Source organism: Azospirillum griseum, assembly GCF_003966125.1.
Taxonomy (GTDB): domain Bacteria; phylum Pseudomonadota; class Alphaproteobacteria; order Azospirillales; family Azospirillaceae; genus Azospirillum; species Azospirillum griseum.
In genome coordinates this window covers 46051-61626 of record NZ_RXMA01000016.1, presented here as the reverse complement: position 1 = coordinate 61626, position 15576 = coordinate 46051, and the positions used below count along the sequence as shown (strand labels likewise).

Sequence of the window (15576 nt, the reverse complement as noted above, 5' to 3'; positions counted from 1 at the left end):
CCGGGGTGCAGCGGCGCAAGGGAGTACAATATCGTGTTGATCGGAAAGGAACAGTTAGGGAAAGCACGGTGGTGCCCCCCCCGCGCCGTCAGCGTCGGCCCCGGCATCGATCAGGACGCAGCGCTCAACCCATGGGTCAAAAGGCCCGCTTCCTGCGCCCGACGGACCGCGTCCGTGCGGTTGCGTGCGCCCAATTTGCGCAGGATGCGGCGGGTGTGCAGCTTCACCGTCACCTCCTGCAAGCTGAGCTGGCGGCCGATCTCCTTGTTGGTGGCCCCGGTGGCCAGCATGCCCAGCACCTGCTCCTCCCGCTCGGTCAGCGGAGAGGACACGCCAAAGTCGGATTCGCCATCGGCGTCGGCCCCATCGCCCTGCTCCTCCGCCGCACCGGCGTCGCTCTCTCCCAGAGTGCCGGACTGACTGAGCAGTTCCAAGGCGACGTCCCGGGGAAAGAAGCTCCCCCCCTCGGCCACCAGGCGCAGCGCCTGGGCCAGCACCCGACGGGGTGTTGTTTTGGGCAAAAAGGCGTCCGCGCCACTGCGCAACACTTCAATCGCCGTGTCGAGATCCTCGGCACCGGTGACGACGGCGACCGGCCCCTCAACACCGGCGCGGCGCAGACGGGTGAAGGGATCGGCACCGCCCCCGCCGGGCATCCGCCAATCCAACACGATCAGGTCGAAACGCGCCGCCCCGACACCGTCGAGCGATCCGATTGACACAATGTCGGCGTCCGCCCACGCCTGACGAATGGACAACTCCAAAGCGTCCCGAAACAAGGGGTGGTCGTCCACCACCAGAATCTTCATCGACCGCCTCCGCCGCCCGGCATCCGCACACCCATCCCTGCCCGGAGTGTAGCACCAAAGTCGAATATAAAAGCGGAAATGTGGTGCAATGACCGTGTGTTCGACCATTGTCCACCCCCTGATGGCGAGGGGATATTATCCCCGGATATCCCATTGCCATGCCCCGTTATCCTTCATGCCCGGTCAGGATTCCCAAAAATGGCTGTACTCTGAGGCCAGGAAAAAGCGACCCTGTGGTTGTCCAACCCCGCCCGGATGGAGGGACCACCCGTCTTTTGGAGCAGCGATCTTTTGCCCCAGCCCACCCCCGGCTCACGCCGCCGAACCGCCGCCCATCCCGGTGGACAGCAAGGATCGACGCCATGGAAATGACCATGTATGAGTTGCGGCCAAGGACCAGCCCCAGCCACATCCTGTTGGTCGATGACGATCCCGATTTTCGCGGAATGGTGAGCACCGCGTTGACCCGGGCCGGTTACATCGTTCACGAGGCGAACAACGGTCGCACCGCGTTGTCTGCGTTTCAGACCCACAGCGTGGATCTGGTTCTGACCGACATCATCATGCCCGAAGCCGATGGTTACGAGATCATCCAACGGGTCAAAAGCGCGCCCAGCCGCCCACCGCTGATCGCCGTCTCGGGCGGCAGCGTCCGGTTGCGGATGGAACTGCCCGGCATGGCCCGCCTGCTGGGGGCGGACGCCGCCTTTGAGAAGCCGGTGGACATCGCCGTGCTGCTCGACACCGTGCGGGCCTTGCTGGACGCCCGGCAAAAGGAACAGCGGACATGAATGTCCTGATCGTCGACGACGACCACACCAATCTCATCATCATGGCCGCTGTCGTCCGCCGCCTGGACGACGCCGAACCCATCACCTTTTCCAACCCGATCGAGGCGCTGGCCTGGCTGGACAGCAACGAACCCGACCTGATCCTGCTGGACCAGATGATGCCGGACATGGACGGCATCACCCTGTTGCAGCGGGTGCGCCAGAACAAGAGCCTGGACGCCGTTCCGGTCATCATCGTCACCGCCGACACCAGCGTGGACACCCGCATCCGCGCGCTGGACGAAGGGTGCAACGACTTTCTGACTAAACCGATCATCATCCCGGAGGTGCAGGCCCGGCTGCGCAACCTGCTGGCCCTGCGCCAAAGCCGCGCCCTGCTGCGCGACCGGGCCGCCCTGCTGGCGGCGGAGGTGCAGCGGATCACGGCGGCGCTGCAACGCCAGGGGGAGGAGTTGGTGCTCCGCCTGTCCTGTGCGGCCGAATACCGCGATCCCGAAACCGGGTCGCACCTGGAACGGATGTCGCGCTACTCCCGCCTGATCGCCGAGGCTGCGGGCTATGACCGCGAGTTCTGCACCAATTTGGTGAAAGCCGCCCCGATGCACGACGTCGGCAAGATCGGCATTCCCGACATGATCCTGCTGAAACCGGGCCGCCTGACACCGGCAGAATTGTCGATCATGCGCCAGCACGCATCCATCGGCCACCGCATTCTGGCGGGCAGCGACGTGCCGCTGTTGCAGATGGCCGCCGAAATCGCCCTGACCCATCATGAGAAATACGACGGGACCGGCTATCCCAACGGCTTGGCGGGAAGCGCCATCCCGGTCGCCGGGCGGATCGTGGCGGTGGCCGACGTGTTCGACGCGCTGACCTCAACCCGGCCCTACAAACGATCCTGGACGTTGGAGGCCGCCCGCAACTTTCTGGAAGCCAACCGGGGCACCCATTTCGACCCGGCCTTTGTCGATGCCTTCATCGAACGCTGGGATGAGGTGTGCGCCATCCACAATGTCTATGAGGAGGCGTACAAGCTGAATCATCCGCCCGAGTTGCACCCGGAAGAACTTCATTAGCCCCGCACGCCATCAATCGACGATGCGCCACGTCCCATCGGGTTGCAGGCAGGCGGTCCCGTAGCTGGATTGGGGACGACCGCCCACCATCACCGTGCTTTGATACTCGCGGCACTGCGCGGTGTTGCGCACTTGCACGGGCGGCGGCGCGTAGATGACGCGCGGCGGCGGTTCATAGACCACCACCGGCGGGGCCGGATAGACCACCATCGGCGGCGGCGGGTAATAAGAGTGCCGGTGATGATGCGGGTAGGGATAGGCCGGGTAATAGCCACCGATGCCGATGTCCACCGTCACCGACCCGCGCGCCAGAGCCTGCACCGGCACCAGCGCCAGCAAAGCGGCAACGCCCATCGCACCAAGACCCAACGACCGCCGCAGCGCCTTCATCGTTCCTCTCCCGACCGCGAACACCGCGACCACCATCAGCCCGGCAGGATACACCGGAACCCCGATGGCCAACAGGGGGGACACGAAAAAGTCACGGGCGCAAGGCGGGCACGGCCCCCGCCTTGCGCAGCGGATCAGATGTCGAGCGGCAAGGTGTCGGGATCATAGCCCAACTGTTCAACGATGGCGCGGGCCAGCGGGATGCTGGTTTCAAACCGCCACTCGTTGCGGCCGGGCAGATATTCGGACACGTTCGGGCGGCCGTTGGCGAAACGGCGCGGGTTGACCTCGTACCAATAGGCATCGCTCAGGGGAATGCCCTGCTCGTCGGCGTAGGTTTGGGCGATGTTCGGCCATTCGTTGACGGCGTTGAGCGGAGCACCCGCGCGTTTGGCAATGTCGGTCTGCTCCAGGAAGGCGATGATGCGCTTTCCCTCGCGTTCGAAATCAGCGACTCGGACAGAGGCGGGGGCCTTGCCCATGCGCAGATACGTCCATTCGCGGTTTTTTTCGGCCAAAGCGTGTTCCACGATGCGTGCTCCGGTTTGCTCTTTAGAAAGCTAGCCGACCATCCGCCGCGCGCCAACAGTTCCGTTGCGCGATTCGCAAAAAGTCGTTGCCCCCCGTGGCTTCTTCTGCCCCCGAAACAGACTTTTGCGTGTTGATGCAGTCAACACCACCATCAAAAAGGGGAAATTGCGGGCAAAAGCACCAACGCCTTTGCCCGCAAACAATCCGCGCTGCGAACGGAAAACCCGATCCATCGCGCCCCAATCAATAGCCCAGCGTCAGGCCATCCGGGTTGCGGGGATCGGACGCCCCCAGGAACAGGCCGTCGGGCCGGATCTGGATGGTCTGGGTGCGGCCCATGGTCTGTTTGACCACCACCTTGTGCCCCTTCTGCTCCAGCAGGCGGATGGTGTCGGGGCTGATGCCGCGCTCCACCCGCAGCTCGTCCGGGGTCCATTGGTGGTGAACGCGCGGAACCGCCGTCGCTTCCGCCGGATTCATGCCGAAATCGATGTGATCCAGGATGGTTTCCAGGGTCGTGGTGATGATGCGGCTGCCGCCGGGGCTGCCCGTGACCAGCCAGGGCTTGCCATCCTTCAGCACGATGGTGGGCGACATCGAACTCAACGGACGCTTGAAGGCCTGGACGGCGTTGGCCTCGCCCCCCACCAGCCCGAAGGCGTTGGGCACGCCGGGCTTGGCCGAGAAATCATCCATCTCGTTGTTCAGCAAAATGCCGGTCCCCGCCGCCACGATGCCGCTGCCGAAATTGAGGTTCAGGGTGTAGGTGACGCCGACGACGTTGCCCTGGGAGTCGGCGACCGAGAAATGGGTGGTCTGGTCGCTTTCGTAGGGCTGCGGCTGGCCGGGCTTGATCGTCTTGGCCGGGGTGGCCTTGTCGGGGTCGATCTTCGCCGCCAGCTCGTCGGCGTAGCGGCGCGCGGTCAGCCCCTTGACCGGGACCTTGGTGAAATCGGGGTCGCCCAGATATTCGGCGCGGTCGGCATAGGCGAACTTCATCGCCTCCGCCATCACATGGATGTTCTGGGCGCTGCCCGACCCGTTTTCCTTCAACGGGTAGCGCTCCAGGATGTTCAAAAGCTGGATGATGTGGGTCCCGCCGGAGCTGGGCGGCGGCATCGACTTCACGGTGTAGCCGCGATAGGTCCCGCTGACCGGCTCACGATCCACGACCTTGTAGCCCTTCAGATCCTCCGCTGTGATGAGGCCGCCGTGACGGGCCATCTCCGCCGCGATCTTTTCGGCGATCGGCCCTTCGTAAAAGGCTTTTGGGCCGTCCTTGGCGATCAACTCCAGCGAATTGGCCAGATCGGTTTGCACCAGCCGTTCCCCGGCGCGCAACGGGCGGTCGCCCTTGAAGAAGATGGCGCGGCTGGCCTCCCATTTGGCGAGGTGATCGTCTTCGGCCTCCAGCAGCCCGGCCAGTTGCGGCGACACCTCGAACCCCTCGCGGGCCAGCCGGATCGCCGGAGCCAGCACCTCGGCCAGGGGCAAGGTCCCGTGCTGGGCCAGGGCGTGGGCCAGCCCGGCCACCGTCCCCGGCACCCCGACGGCGAGGTGGGTGTAGAGCGAGCGGTCGGCGACCACCTTGCCCTGCGCGTCGAGATACATGTCGCGACTGGCGCGCGCCGGCGCCATCTCGCGGAAGTCGATGGCGACGTCGCGCCCGCTCTTGGCCTCGTGCAGCATCATGAAGCCGCCGCCGCCGACGTTGCCCGCGTTGGGCAGCACCACGGCCAGGGCGAAGCCAACGCCCACCGCCGCGTCCACCGCGTTGCCGCCGCGCTTCAGGATCGCCAGACCGACTTCGGTGGCCAGCCGGTGTTCGCTGGCGACCATGCCGTTCAGCGCCCGCACCGGGTGGAAAATGTCATACCCGATGTCGTACCGCACCGACGGCGGGGCCGCCGCCGTCTGCGCCCCGACCGGGCCAGCCAGACCAACGCACAGCGCAACGACAGCGGACAGCATCACCGGGCCGGACAGGCGGAACCGGGCGGGCAGACTCGTCATGCGGGGAACTCTCCAGAACGGACGGAGGGGGGATGGATCGTTGACCAAACGATCAACAACCGCCCCATCGTCCACCGCCCGACCCCAAAAGGTCAATCTTTTGTGTGAAATGGATTCGACCCTGGAATCCCTCAACCGCCGGTCTTCACCACGCCGCCGCTGGGTTGGGAGCCGCCGCGCGCCGGGCCGTTGCCGCGACCGGCGTAGCCGCGCAGGAAGGCCAGCACCTCCGGCGAATCCCACTCCACCGCCCCTTCCATCCGGCCCAGCTCCCGCCCCTCCGCGTCGATCAGCAGGGTGGTGGGCAGGCCGCGCAGGCCCAACGCCTGCATCGACGCGCTGCCGGGATCGAGGAACAGCGCCAGATTCTTGACGCCGGTCTTCTGATAGAAGGGTTCCACCGCGTTGCGCCCGCCCCGGTCGAGCGACAGGGCGACCACCTGGAAACCCGGCCCGCCCAACTGGCCTTGCAGACGGTCGAGCGAAGGCATCTCCTTCACGCACGGCCCGCACCAGGTGGCCCACAGGTTGAGCAGCACGACGCGCCCGGCGAATTGGCTCAGGTCGGCCCGCCGCCCCTCGCCATCGACAAAGGACAGCGGCGGCAAGGGCTTGGGCGTTTCGGCCCCCTTGTATTTCTCCAAACCGGCGATGGTCTGCGCCCCGGCCGCTCCCCCCGCCGGGGATGCGGCGGGCGGCGACGGGGCGTCCAGCCGCAGCACCGTGGGGGCCGCCGGGGCGGACAGGGGCAGCGCGTCGGCGGCCCACCAGGCCCCGACACCGGCCAGACACACACAAACCGTTGCGGTGGCCGTCAAAGTCCGCATACTCACGCTTCCTTGCCCCCCTACCCGAATGCCGTTGACATGAGCGCCGATCACGCCCCGCAAGACAACGCCGCTGCCCCCGCCCCCGCCGCAAGCCAGATGTGGGGCGGCCGTTTCGCGCGCGGCCCTGCCGCCATCATGGAGAAGATCAACGCCTCCATCGGCTTTGACAAGCGTCTGGCCGATCAGGACATCGCCGGATCGAAGGCGCACGCCGCCATGCTGGCCAAGCAGGGCATCATCACCCAGGCCGACGCCGACGCCATCCGCGCCGGATTGGACCGGGTGAAGGAAGAGATTGACGCCGGAAGCTTCGTCTTCAAGACGGAACTGGAAGACATTCACATGAATGTCGAAGCCCGTCTGGCCGAACTGATCGGCGAACCGGCCAAGCGCCTGCACACCGGGCGGTCGCGCAACGATCAGGTCGCCACCGATTTCAAGCTGTGGGTGCGCGACGCGCTCGACCGGCTCGATTCCGGCCTGATGTCGCTGCAAAGCGCGCTGATCGATCTGGCCGAACAGAACACCGACACGGTGATGCCCGGCTTCACCCACCTCCAGGCCGCGCAGCCGGTGTCCTTCGGCCATCACCTGCTGGCCTATGTCGAGATGTTCGGGCGCGACCGCAGCCGCGCGCGCGACGCCCGGTGCCGCCTGAACGAATGCCCGCTGGGGTCGGCGGCGCTGGCCGGAACCCCCTACCCCATCGACCGTTTCATGACGTCGGAGGCGCTGGGCTTCAACCGCCCGACCGCCAATTCGCTCGACGCCGTGTCGGACCGCGATTTCGCGCTGGAATACCTCTCGGTCGCCTCGATCTGCGCGGTGCATCTCTCGCGCTTTGCCGAGGAGATCGTCGTCTGGTGCTCGGCCCAGTTCCGCTTCATCAAGCTGTCGGACGCCTTCACCACCGGTTCCTCCATCATGCCGCAGAAGAAGAACCCCGACGCGGCGGAGCTGGTGCGCGCCAAATCGGGCCGCGTCGTCGGCGCGCTGAACGGCCTGCTGATGGTGATGAAGGGGCTGCCGCTGGCCTATTCCAAGGACATGCAGGAAGACAAGGAACCCGTCTTCGAAACCGACGACACGCTGGCGCTGTGCATCGCCGCGACCGAGGGCATGGTCCGCGACATGCAGCCGAACAAGGCGGCGATGCGCGAGGCCGCCGACCGTGGCTTCCTGAACGCCACCGATCTGGCCGATTGGCTGGTGCGTGAACTCGACATGCCGTTCCGCGAAGCCCACCACGTGACGGGCCGTGCGGTGAAGGCGGCGGAGGACCGGCGCGTCGGCCTGACCGATCTGACGCTGGCCGAGTTCCAGGCCATCGAACCCCGCATCACCGAGGCCGTCTATCCGGCGCTGAGCATCGAAGCGTCGCTGGACAGCCGCCGCAGCTTCGGCGGTGCCTCCCCCGTCCGCGTCAAGGAAGCGGTGAAGGCCGCTCGGGAGCGTTTCCTGTGAAGCACCCCATCCGTGTGACCGTTCTGCTCGTGGCCGCCGCGCTCGCGCTGTCGGCCTGCGGCAAACGCCCGAAATACGTGGACCAGCCCATGCCGGAGGGGCAAACCGATCCCTTCCCCCGCAGCTACCCCAATCCCGCGTTGGATCCCAAGCCCGGCCAACCGTCTTCGGGAGTGCAGTTTCCATGAGCGCGTCCACCAGCAAGCCCAGCGCGCCGATGGGGGCGTTCGCCTACCGCTACGGCGTTCTCCACGCCGAATCGGTGTCGGTGAACGACATCGCGCGCGCCGTCGGCACGCCATTCTATCTCTACTCCACCGCCGCGCTGGAGGCCCATTACAGCGCCTACGCCGGGGCCTTCGCCGGGCAGGACGCGGGCGTCTGCTACGCGCTGAAGGCGAATTCCAATCTGGCGGTCATCCGCACCTTCACCCGGCTGGGGTCGGGGGCCGACGTGGTGTCGGTGGGTGAGATGAAACGCGCGTTGGCGGGCGGCATTCCCGCCGAGCGCATCGTCTTTTCCGGCGTCGGCAAGACGCGCGAGGAGCTGCGCGAGGCGCTGGAAGCCAAGATCCACCAGATCAACGTCGAATCCATCCCGGAGCTGGAGGCGTTGAGCGCGGTGGCGTCGAGCCTGGGGGTGGTCGCCCCCATCGCCATCCGCGTCAACCCTGACGTGGACGCCAAGACGCACGCCAAGATCGCCACCGGCAAGAAAGAGAACAAGTTCGGCATCGATTACGACCAGGCGCGCGACATCTACAAGCTCGCCGCCTCGCTGCCGGGCATCAAGCCGGTGTCGATCGCCGTCCACATCGGCTCGCAATTGACCGATCTGGCCCCCTTCCGCGCCGCCTATGAGCGGGTCGCCGCCCTGCTCCACCAACTGCGCGCCGACGGGCACGACATCCAGCGCCTCGATCTGGGTGGCGGTCTGGGCATCACCTACAAGAACGAGGCACCGCCCGATCTGGCCGACTACGCCGCGATGGTGCGGTCGATCACCGGCAATCTGGGGTGCCGCGTCACGCTGGAGCCGGGCCGGTCGCTGGTCGGCAACGCCGGAATCCTGGTCAGCCGCGTCATCTATGTGAAGCAGGGGTTGCACCGCCGTTTCGCCATCGTCGACGCCGCGATGAACGACCTGATCCGCCCGTCGCTGTACGAGGCCTATCACGGCATCATCCCGGTGGCGGAGCCGGAGGCCGGGGCCGCGTTGGAGCCGTTCGACGTGGTCGGCCCGGTGTGCGAAAGCGGCGACACCTTTGCCGTGCAACGCCCGCTACCGCCGCTGGCGGACGATGATCTGGTCGCCTTCCTGTCGGCGGGGGCCTATGGCGCGGCCATGTCCTCCACCTACAACACCCGCCCCCTGATCCCGGAGGTGCTGGTCAACGGCGACCGTTTCGCCGTGATCCGCCCGCGCCCGACGGTGGAAGAGATGCTGGCGGCCGAACGGGTGCCCGACTGGCTGTAACGGTCACAGATCCGGCCCAAACGCCGACGCGCCGCCCCCGTTTGGACGCGGCGCGCGGCGTGGCGCTGGTCGCCATGGCGGTCTATCACGCCTGTTGGGATCTGACCTTCACCGGCTTGGCCGGGTTTGACCTGTTTGACAACCCGCTGTGGCTGGCCGCCCGCACCGCGATCCTGTCGAGCTTTCTGCTGATCGCTGGCATCGGGCTGGTGTTGGCGACCGAGAGCGGGCTGGATTGGCCCCGCTTTTCCCGCCGCCTGGGCCGCCTGGTGGCCGCCGCCGCCGCCGTGTCGGCCGCGTCCTACGCCGTCTTTCCGGACAGCCCGATCTTTTTTGGCGTTCTGCATCACATGGCGGTGGCGAGCCTGCTGGGGCTGGCCGTCGTCCGCTGGCCCGCCGGGGCCACGCTGGCGCTGGCAGCGGCGGTGCTGGCCGCCGGGCAGACGCTGGCCTTTCCGCTGTTTGACAGCCCGTGGCTGCGCTGGATCGGCCTGACCAGCGTGCCGCCGGATTCCAACGATTTCGTGCCGCTGCTGCCCTGGATGGCGGCCCTGCTGGCCGGGGTGGCGCTGGCCCGCCGCTGGCCGGGGGTTGGCTGTGGCGGTTTGCCGGGGGGCGGCTTGCCGGGCGGCGGTCTGTTGGGGAGTGGCATCGGGCGGCCCGTGGTCCGCGCGCTGGTCTGGGGCGGGCGTCAAAGCCTGGCCATCTACCTGATCCATCAACCGATCTTGTACGGCGCGATCTGGGTTCTGGCGCAAAGCGGGCTGTTTGCGGTCGAATCACCGGCCTCCCGCAACTTCCTCGCTTCCTGCGTCGCCAGTTGCGAGCGGACCGGAACCGCGCCCGCGCTGTGCGAGAGCCGTTGCGGCTGCGTGCGGCGGGAGATCACCGCCTTGGGCCAGTGGGACGCCTTCCTGACCGACCGGCTCGACGCGCAGAGCCGCGCCAACATCGGGGCGGCGGCCCAACGCTGCGTCGCGCCATAAGCCAAGCGGGGGGAAAAAGCCCCCCCGCCGGTTCACCCGATCATCCGGTCAGCGCATTGCCCCGGCGACGGTCAGCACCTCGATCCCGCCGTTGTAGATCATCATCAGCGCGACATAGACGATCACGCCCAGCCCCAGATAGGCGATCCAGTGATAGCGGTTCAGCAGACGCGCGATCACGCTGGCCGCCGCCCCCATCAGCGCCACCGACAGCAGCAGGCCGATCGCCATCACCCACAGATGCTCGCGCGCGGCCCCGGCCACCGCCAGCACATTGTCCAGCGACATCGACACGTCGGCGACGATCACCTGCCAGATGGCGGCCTTCATCGTCTTGCCCCCGCCAGCGGCGGAGCCGGCACCGTCGCCATCGCCATCACCATCCGACACCAGATCGGCCCCTTCCGCCTCTTCCTTCTGTTCGCGCAGCTCGCGGTACAGCTTCCAGCACACCCACAGCAGCAGGATGCCACCGGCAAAGGTCAGGCCAATGATGTCCAGAAGCTGCGTGGTCAGCAGGGCAAAGACAATGCGCAGCCCCACCGCCGCCGCGATGCCCCAGAAAATCACCTGGGCGCGCTGCGCCTTGGCCACGCCCGCCGCCGCCATGCCGACGACGATGGCGTTGTCGCCCGCCAATACCAGATCGATGAACATGACCTGACCAAGCGCGATCAATTCGGGAAGCAGCGAGTCCACGGGCGGGGTTCCTGGGCTAGTTGTCAGACAGGTTGATGGATAGCCCTATATCGCGAGGCTTCGTGTTCGCGCAACCCCCACGCCCGGTGGAAGGTGCGTTTTTCGACGGCTGGGCAGCAAACCCTGGTCAGCCAATCGGATAAAGCCTCTCGCCCACGAGCAGGAGGATCTTGTATCGAATTTCCGCAATATGAATCATGGCGTAACAGATTGTGTAAATATTATAATCAGAAGAAACACTTGACTGCCTGGTCATGGAAAAATTTCACGCTCATCCTGTAAGAATAGGATGTTCAAAAATGGAAATCCCAATGCATTTGTCTCTGGAATTTTTCCGCATTTTGAAACAACAAAGTTGCCTTCGCACCTTCAGATGAACTTTCCGCTGCTTAGGTATCATGAATTTCAGGCTGATCTAAGGGTAGGCCCTGATAGGCGAAGGGGTCGCCTGTGATAGAGTCATGACAATCAACATCCCTTTTGCCTTACGCCCCCCTGGAGGTGTCATGATCCGCTGGTTCGCCAACCAACGTCTGCTGGTCAAAATCCTCACCCCGGTGTCCATCCTGGTCGCGGTGCTGGCGGTCATCAGCGCCACCGCCCTGTCGCGGATCGAGGATCTCGACAAGATGTCCACCGAGGTGATCGACGTGATCGCCGAACGCCGCATCCAGATGCTGGAGGTCAGCCGCCACCTGAACACGGCGACGATTGCGGAAAAAAACATCATCCTGACCAACAACCCGGATGAGTTGCGGGATGCGGCCAAACGTTATCAGGATGAAATGGCGGCCGTCGATGCGGCTCTGGCTGTGCTGGAGCGCACCGCGACCACCCAAGCCCGCCGGGAAACCACGCAGCGCTTGAACAGCCTGCTGCCCGCGTACCGCCAACTCGCCAGCAAGGTGATCGATCTGGCCAGCGCCAACAAGGACGCCGAGGCGGTGAAGCTGAGCATGACGGAATCAGCCGCCGCCCGCCGCGCCATCGCCACCTACATCGACGAACGTGTGGCGATCAACGGCAAGGAAATGGAAACCATCAGCGCCGAATCCGATGTTCTGCTGGTCAACACCCGGCTCGCCATCTGGACCACCTCGGCCGTGGGCCTGCTCGTCGGCGTCGGGTTGACCCTGTTGATTGTCATCGCCACGATCACCCGCCCGATGAGCCGGATTGTCGGCGCGATGGGTGAGGTGTCGCGCGGCAATTTGGACACCGTCATTCGCGGTGCCGACCAGCGCGACGAGGTTGGCCAGTTGGCCCGCGCCCTGGACGTGTTCAAAACCAACGCGCAGGAGGTGCGCCGCCTGGAAGCCCGGCAAGCCGAAGAAAAGGCCCAGGCCGAAGCCCGCCGCAAGGCCGACCTGAACCAACTCGCCACGGCCTTCGAACAGGCGGTGATGGGCATCGTCAACACCGTGGCCGCATCGGCCATCCAGATGGAAGGGGCGGCGACCAGCCTGTCCTCCAGCGCCAGCCAGGCGTCCGGCCAGGCCACCGCTGTGGCGACCGCGTCGGAACAATCCTCCGCCAACGTGCAGACGGTTGCGTCGGCGACCGAGGAGTTGGCGGCCTCCATCCTGGAAATCGGGCGCCAGGTTGCCAACCAGACCCAGATCTCCACCGAAGCGGTGCGCGAGGCCGAACGGACCAAGGCGATGATGCAGGGTCTTGTGGACACCTCGAACCAGATCGGGGCCGTGGTCGATCTCATCAACAACATCGCCAGCCAAACCAACCTGTTGGCGCTGAACGCCACCATCGAAGCCGCAAGGGCGGGTGAAGCGGGCAAGGGCTTTGCCGTCGTCGCGGGCGAGGTGAAGGCGCTGGCGAGCCAAACCGCCAAGGCCACCGACGAGATCCAGACCAAGGTCAAGGACATCCAAAGCGCCACCGTTGGCGCGCAGGGGGCCATCGTCTCGGTGGGCGGCATCATCCAACGGATGAACGAAATCTCCACCACCATCGCGGCGGCCATCGAAGAGCAGAACGCCGCCACCAACGAGATTTCCGGCAACGTCAACCAGGCCGCGCGTGGCACCGAACTGGTCAGCAGCAACATCGTCGGTGTGATGCAGGCCGCCACCGCCACCGGGGCCGCCGCGTCCCAGGTGCTCGGCACCGCCAGCGGCCTCAGCCGCGACGCCGACCGGTTGAAATCGGAAGTGAATCGCTTCATCGCAACGGTGCGCGCCGCCTGAACCGCCCCGTTCATCGTCAGAACAGCCTTCGCCCCCGTGCCGCGATCAACCACGCCCTGCCCGGCGTGGTTGATCTGTTTTTTGTTGAATGATTGATCAAGCTCAAGGGAATGGTCTGACCACATGACGCACAGTGCCGCCCGACATGGTGGATCGGGCATCAAAGAAGGGATGCGCCCTATGGTTGATTTTTCTGTTTTCCGCGAATGCCGTTCGCGCGATCGGCACCGGTTGAGCGGATTGTAACATTATCGTTGCCGAACGCATTCGTTCACCCAAACGGCTGTTGCCGCCTTTGACAACGGCTGATAGCCTGAAACAACCCTTGCGTTTGTTTTGCATTGCAGCAATTGCCCTGGCGTTTGCTGAGAGCGGGAGCCTGTGCATGAGCAATCTTCTGAGTCGCCTGTCCTTTGCCCAGAAACTGGTGTCGCTGACCCTGATCGGCACGATCGCAAGTTGTGCCGCGACTCTGTTCGTGTCGCTCTACTTCATCGCGACCGACCTGAAACGGCAGGAGATCGACCGGCAGGAGATGAACATCCGGGTCGCCAAAGAGATCCTGAATCCGAAAAACCTCCCCTACCGCATCGCCGATGGCAAGCTGATGGTGGGCGACACCCCGCTGGAAGGCACCTTTGAGCATGTCGACCGGATCAAGGCGGCGCTGAACATCACCGTCACCATGTTCCGCGACAACACCCGCATCGCCACCACCCTGGTCAACCCGGACGGAACCCGCGCGGTCGGTTCCAAGATGCCGGACGACATCCACCAGCGCGTCGTCGTGCGTGGGGAAAGTTTCCTGGGGGAATACCCGGTGCTGGGGGTGAATTTCCTCGTCACCTATGTCCCGCTGAAAGACGCGTCGGGCAAGGGCATCGGGGCGTTCGCCGTCGGCATGCCGTCGGGCGAGTTCTACGCCCTGATCCAGCAACTGGGCTGGCGCATCGGCGTGGTGTCGCTGCTGGTGGGCGTGGCGCTGTGCGTGGTGATCTTCGTCTACGTCAAACGCCAGATGGTGGCCTTGCAGCATCTCGCCGCCGCCGTGGAGGCGTTGGGGCACAAGAATTACACCACCCAGGTGACGGAAACCGACCGCGCCGACGAGATCGGCGAGATGGCCCGCGCGGTCGCCGGATTCCGCGACGGGCTGGCCACCGCCGACCGTCTGGCCCAGGAACAGCGCGACGCTGAAGAGGCGCAGGCCCGTCGCCGGGCGGAAATCGACAACGCCACCCGCAGCTTTGCCGGAAAGATCGACGTGGTGGTGCGCGCCGTCACCGAATCGGCCCAGCGCATGCGCGGCAACGCCGAACGCCTGACCAGCAGCGCCGAAAGCACCCAGGCCACCGCCAGCAACGTGTCCAGCGCGGCGGTCCAAGCGTCGAGCAACGTCGAAACCGTCGCCGCCGCCGCCGAAGAGCTGTCGGCCTCCATCGGCGAGATCGGCCGTTATGTGGGCGAGGCCACACAGGTCGCCACCCTGGCGGTGACGGAGGCGCAGACCACCAACGACACGGTCAAGGGGCTGGCCGACGCCGCCAACCGGATCGGCGAGGTGGTTCAGCTCATCAACTCCATCGCCGCGCAAACCAATCTGCTGGCGCTGAACGCCACCATCGAGGCGGCGCGCGCGGGCGAAGCGGGCAAGGGCTTCGCCGTGGTGGCCAGCGAGGTCAAGAATCTCGCCAACCAGACCGCCAAGGCGACGGAGGACATCCAGACCCAGGTCGCGGGCATCCAGGGCGAAACCAACGCGGCGGTGCAGGCGATTTCCACCATCGTCGACACCATCCGCCGCATCAGCGACATCACCGCCACCGTGTCCGAAGCCGTCGGCCAGCAGGGGGCCGCCACCCGCGAAATCGCCCGCAACGTGCAGGAGGCGTCCACCGGGACCCATCAGGTGACGTCGAGCATCGAAGCGGTGTCGCGTCAGGCCCGCGACACCGGGGCCAGCGCCGAAGAGCTGCTAGGGGCCGCGCGGTCGTTGCTCGGTGAATCGCAAAGCCTGTCCAGCGAGGTGGCCAGCTTCCTGTCGGTGGTGCGCCGGGCCTGATCCGGTCGCTCCTCATCATCAACCGGTCCATTCGGGGCCGGAGGGAACACTCCCTCCGGCCTCATTTTTTCATCGCTTGGCGATGCTGTATGTTATATCACCAAATTGGTGATTGACATTATTGTTATGAAGAATACCTTTTATGGATCGACCTCCGCCGGTGCCCGCGCGCCGGACCGTGGAACAAGGGCGGACCAACGCCCGGCCAACCATCGGGGGCAGCATCCAGGGAAGGACAAGCGCG

Annotated in this window: 14 protein-coding genes; 8 read left to right on the top strand and 6 right to left on the bottom strand. The window is 65.6% G+C overall.

Going from position 1 to position 15576, the window contains the following annotated elements:
• Positions 1-110: 110 nt before the first annotated feature.
• The gene (locus EJ903_RS16505) at positions 111-809 is read right to left on the bottom strand and encodes a response regulator transcription factor (protein ID WP_126617411.1); all 699 of its coding nucleotides are present in this window, start codon (positions 807-809) and stop codon (positions 111-113) included.
• Between the two features lie 362 nt (positions 810-1171).
• Between EJ903_RS16505 and EJ903_RS16500 the strand changes: the two genes are divergently transcribed.
• Both EJ903_RS16500 and EJ903_RS16495 read left to right on the top strand, forming a co-directional pair.
• Positions 1172-1600, top strand: a complete 429-nt coding sequence (locus tag EJ903_RS16500; protein ID WP_126617410.1) for a response regulator — start codon at positions 1172-1174, stop codon at positions 1598-1600.
• Positions 1597-2676: an HD domain-containing phosphohydrolase gene (locus tag EJ903_RS16495; RefSeq protein ID WP_126617408.1), complete on the top strand. Its 1080-nt coding sequence runs from the start codon at positions 1597-1599 to the stop codon at positions 2674-2676. Before EJ903_RS16500 ends, EJ903_RS16495 begins: the two co-directional genes overlap by 4 nt.
• A 12-nt stretch (positions 2677-2688) precedes the next feature.
• Here the strand turns inward: EJ903_RS16495 and EJ903_RS16490 are convergent, their stop codons facing one another.
• The 4 genes from EJ903_RS16490 to EJ903_RS16475 form a co-directional block, all read right to left on the bottom strand.
• Positions 2689-3150, bottom strand: coding sequence for a hypothetical protein (locus tag EJ903_RS16490; RefSeq protein ID WP_246015662.1), 462 nt, complete (start codon positions 3148-3150; stop codon positions 2689-2691).
• Between the two features lie 50 nt (positions 3151-3200).
• Positions 3201-3596: a hypothetical protein gene (locus EJ903_RS16485; protein ID WP_126617406.1), complete on the bottom strand. Its 396-nt coding sequence runs from the start codon at positions 3594-3596 to the stop codon at positions 3201-3203.
• Between the two features lie 244 nt (positions 3597-3840).
• Entirely contained in the window at positions 3841-5610 is a 1770-nt protein-coding gene (ggt, locus tag EJ903_RS16480) for a gamma-glutamyltransferase (protein WP_174237314.1), read from the bottom strand.
• Between the two features lie 131 nt (positions 5611-5741).
• Entirely contained in the window at positions 5742-6437 is a 696-nt protein-coding gene (locus tag EJ903_RS16475; RefSeq protein ID WP_126617404.1) for a TlpA family protein disulfide reductase, read from the bottom strand.
• A gap of 39 nt (positions 6438-6476) precedes the next feature.
• On the opposite strand from EJ903_RS16475, the gene argH reads away from it, so the two are divergent.
• From argH to EJ903_RS16455, 4 genes are read left to right on the top strand one after another with little or no spacing between them, the layout of a single operon-like run.
• Positions 6477-7904 carry an argininosuccinate lyase gene (argH, locus tag EJ903_RS16470; RefSeq protein WP_126617402.1) on the top strand — a complete coding sequence of 476 codons (1428 nt, stop codon included), beginning with the start codon at positions 6477-6479 and terminating at the stop codon, positions 7902-7904.
• Positions 7901-8092 carry a hypothetical protein gene (locus tag EJ903_RS16465; protein ID WP_126617400.1) on the top strand — a complete coding sequence of 64 codons (192 nt, stop codon included), beginning with the start codon at positions 7901-7903 and terminating at the stop codon, positions 8090-8092. The genes argH and EJ903_RS16465 overlap by 4 nt, the downstream gene beginning before the upstream one ends.
• A 29-nt stretch (positions 8093-8121) precedes the next feature.
• A complete protein-coding gene (gene lysA, locus EJ903_RS16460) occupies positions 8122-9381 on the top strand; it encodes a diaminopimelate decarboxylase (protein ID WP_126617514.1) in 1260 nt (419 codons plus the stop codon).
• Positions 9372-10367 carry a heparan-alpha-glucosaminide N-acetyltransferase gene (locus EJ903_RS16455; protein WP_377007344.1) on the top strand — a complete coding sequence of 332 codons (996 nt, stop codon included), beginning with the start codon at positions 9372-9374 and terminating at the stop codon, positions 10365-10367. Before lysA ends, EJ903_RS16455 begins: the two co-directional genes overlap by 10 nt.
• Positions 10368-10415: 48 nt before the next feature.
• Here the strand turns inward: EJ903_RS16455 and EJ903_RS16450 are convergent, their stop codons facing one another.
• The gene (locus EJ903_RS16450; RefSeq protein ID WP_126617509.1) at positions 10416-11024 is read right to left on the bottom strand and encodes a TerC family protein; all 609 of its coding nucleotides are present in this window, start codon (positions 11022-11024) and stop codon (positions 10416-10418) included.
• Positions 11025-11572: 548 nt separating this feature from the next.
• Here EJ903_RS16450 and EJ903_RS16445 point away from each other — a divergent pair.
• Together EJ903_RS16445 and EJ903_RS16440 are read left to right on the top strand one after the other, a co-directional pair.
• Positions 11573-13270 (top strand): methyl-accepting chemotaxis protein, encoded by a 1698-nt coding sequence (locus EJ903_RS16445; protein WP_126617398.1) that lies wholly within the window; start codon positions 11573-11575, stop codon positions 13268-13270.
• Between the two features lie 385 nt (positions 13271-13655).
• Positions 13656-15332 (top strand): methyl-accepting chemotaxis protein, encoded by a 1677-nt coding sequence (locus EJ903_RS16440; RefSeq protein ID WP_126617396.1) that lies wholly within the window; start codon positions 13656-13658, stop codon positions 15330-15332.
• Positions 15333-15576 lie beyond the last annotated feature (244 nt).